This is a genomic window from Robertmurraya kyonggiensis (genome assembly GCF_005116465.1).
GTDB lineage: Bacteria > Bacillota > Bacilli > Bacillales > Cytobacillaceae > Robertmurraya > Robertmurraya kyonggiensis.
Genome location: NZ_SWBM01000019.1, coordinates 1 through 3173 on the forward strand (window position 1 = coordinate 1; position 3173 = coordinate 3173).

Genomic DNA, 3173 nt, shown 5'->3' on the forward strand with positions numbered 1-3173 from the left:
TAATTGTCCCTGCTGCTCTGCATCTTGAATAACTTCGGGTCCAAACAATTTACTCTCCCCAGTCTGGCTCCAATACAATGGTGTCCTGCACTTCCTTCCATACAATGCTTCAAAAGGTGACATCTTAAGACTAGCTTGGTAACTGTTATTGTAGGAGAATTCTGCATATGGCAAACTCTTATCCCAACTACGACCGTGTTTTAAAGCACACGCTCGAAGCATATCCTCCAAAATTTGATTAGTCCTCTCAGTCTGTCCATCTGTTTGTGGATGATAAGCGGAACTGAAGTTGAGTTGTGTACCCATTATCTCATGTACCTTCTGCCAGAATCGTGACGTAAACTGAGTACCTCGGTCAGACACTATTTTCTTCGGAACTCCATGTAGACACACAATCCTGGACATATACAGCTCTGCTAGCTTAGCACTTGTATATGTTGTGTTGACTGGTATGAAATGAGCAGACTTTGTCAATCTATCCACAATAACCCATATAGAATCATGACCATCACGAGTACGAGGTAACCCGACAATAAAGTCCATACCAATTTCTTCCCACTTCCACTCTGGAACTCTCAATGGTTGAAGCAAACCTGCTGGACGTTGGTGTTCTGCTTTAACCTTCTGGCAAACATCACACAAAGCCACATAAGTAGCAACATCCTTCTTCAAACCATACCACCAATATTTCTCTTTCAAATCTTGATACATCTTAGTACTTCCTGGATGAATGGAATAAGGTGAATCATGTGCTTCCTTCAATATGAGTTCTCGAAGCCTATCATTCTCCGGAACACAGATTCTATTTCTGAACCACACTGTTCCTTGTTCATCCTCCGTAAAATCCTTAGTTTTTCCCAAATGGATTAAAGCTCTGAATTCCTCGATCTTCGGATCTTCTAACTGTCCCTTCCTGATTTCTTGCTCTAATGTCGACTCTACCTCCATAGTCACAGCTTCTGAATGAGCACAAATACCCAAACTAAGTCATTCCATCTCCCAACATAACTCTTGTGATATCAACCTCCCAATGACTGAGTTAACTTGACTCTTACGACTTAAAGCATCTGCAACAACATTGGCCTTTCCAGGATGATATCGAATATCCAAATCAAAATCATTGATTAATTCTAACCATCTGCTTTGTCTCAAATTAAGATCCTTCTGAGTGAAGATATACTTTAAACTCTTATGATCCGTGAAAATTCGACACCGTTTTCCAATCATATAGTGCCTCCAAATCTTCAGTGCATGTACTACTGCGGCTAACTCCAGATCATGAGTAGGATAATTCTTCTCATGCTTTCTCAATTGTCTAGAAGCATAAGCCACGACTCTGCCTTCTTGCATCAACACACATCCAAGTCCCACGTGTGAAGCATCACAGTACACGTCAAACCCCTTCTGAATATCAGGCATTACTAACACTGGAGCAGTGGTCAATTTCTTCCTTAACTCCTCAAAACTCTGTTGACAAGCATCATCCCACTTGAATTTTCTTCCTTTCTCTAACAACAAAGTCATGGGTTTAGCAATTTTGGAGAAACCTTCAATAAATCTGCGGTAATACCCTGCCAATCCGAGAAAACTTCTGATTTCTGCAACACTCTGAGGTGGCTTCCAATTCAACACATCCTGCACTTTACTCGGATCTACCATGATTCCACCATCTGTTATGACATGCCCAAGAAAAGAAACTTCTTTCAACCAGAACTCACATTTACTGAACTTGGCATACAACTGATGCTCCCGTAACTTCTGCAATACCAGTCTCAAATGCTCCTCATGCTCTTCCTCATTCTTGGAGAACACCATGATATCATCAATGAATACCACCACAAACTTGTCAAGATACTCCATAAATACCTTGTTCATCAGATACATGAAGTTTGCAGGTGCATTTGTCAAACCAAACGACATCACCAAATACTCATAAAGACCATATCTACAAGTGAACGCAGTTTTAGGAATGTCCTCCTTCCGAATCTTCACTTGATGATAGCCTGAACGCAAATCAATCTTGGAGAAAACTTTTGCACCTCTCATCTGGTCGAACAGATCTTCAATTCTAGGAAGCGGATACTTATTCTTGATAGTCACCTTATTAAGAGCTCTGTAATCAACACACATTCTTCTAGTACCATCCTTCTTATCAACAAATATAACAGGGGCTCCCATGGAGACGAACTAGGTCGGATATAACCCTTAGCTAAAAGTTCTTCTATCTGTTTCTTTAATTCTGCTAAATCTCTAACATCCATTTTATATGCTCTTTTTGAAATAGGTGCAGTACCAGGTACAAGCTCAATGATGAACTCAAAGTCTCGGTCAGGCGGCATACCTGGTAAATCATCAGGAAAGACATCCGGAAATTCACACACGACTTTGATATCCTCCAGTGTCTTTCCTTTCAACTGATTGATTGTTGCTTCCTTTCGAACAACTGGACTCATCTGGAACTCCATTAGGTCTCCTTGTGGACTTGTGAATAGCACTGCCTTCTTGGCACACTGAATAACTCCATCATGAGCTCCCAACCAATCCATTCCAAGTATCACATCAATTCCCTCAGACTTCAAAACCACTAGATTGGATGTAAATTCTACTCCCATAATATCAAGTCTAACTCGAGGGCACATGTATCTAGCTTTCATTTCCCCATTTGGGGAGTTTACTAAAAGCATATTTTTCATGGGTTGCTTAGGTATGTTATGCTCAGACACAAATTGTTCAGTAATAAAAGAATGCGATGCTCCAGAATCAAACAATATTGTAGCAGGTGCTGAGTTTATGGAGAACATACCGATGACCACGTCATTGGCTTCCTGAGCGGCTTCAGCTGTCACATGGTTGACCCTGCCACGAGCATAGTTTTACTGTCCCTTGTTGCCTTGCTGGTAAGAAGATTGAACGGACCTCTGGCAATCGCTCCTCTGTGCTTGGGGTGTATGGGGGTTACGCTTGGGACAATTGTTAGCATAGTGACCCACATCACCACACTTGAAGCAACCATTAGGCGGTACTGGCGTGACTGGATTGTTGGTCCGCACTAGCGGGGTGCCATTGCCAGAACGGTTCTGCTGCTGGTTGGGAGTACGAGGTGTCTGCTGGGAATACCTCTGAGCCTGTTGACCAGAACGTTGTGCCTGTTGTCCCTGTTGGTAATGTCCACC

2 protein-coding genes and 1 pseudogene are annotated in these 3173 nt (G+C 42.1%); all 3 read right to left on the reverse strand.

The annotated features are described in order from the left end of the window. Positions 1–948 (reverse strand): DDE-type integrase/transposase/recombinase (locus FA727_RS25520; RefSeq protein ID WP_136833887.1); only part of this gene is annotated, 948 nt, incomplete at its 3' end. Positions 949–987: 39 nt separating this feature from the next. Beyond that, a complete protein-coding gene (locus FA727_RS25525) occupies positions 988–2100 on the reverse strand; it encodes a reverse transcriptase/ribonuclease H family protein (protein WP_246042031.1) in 1113 nt (370 codons plus the stop codon). Then, positions 2097–2855 (reverse strand): annotated as a pseudogene (locus tag FA727_RS25530) (retroviral-like aspartic protease family protein); the annotation flags it as partial. The gene FA727_RS25525 and the pseudogene FA727_RS25530, both read right to left, overlap by 4 nt. Positions 2856–3173 lie beyond the last annotated feature (318 nt).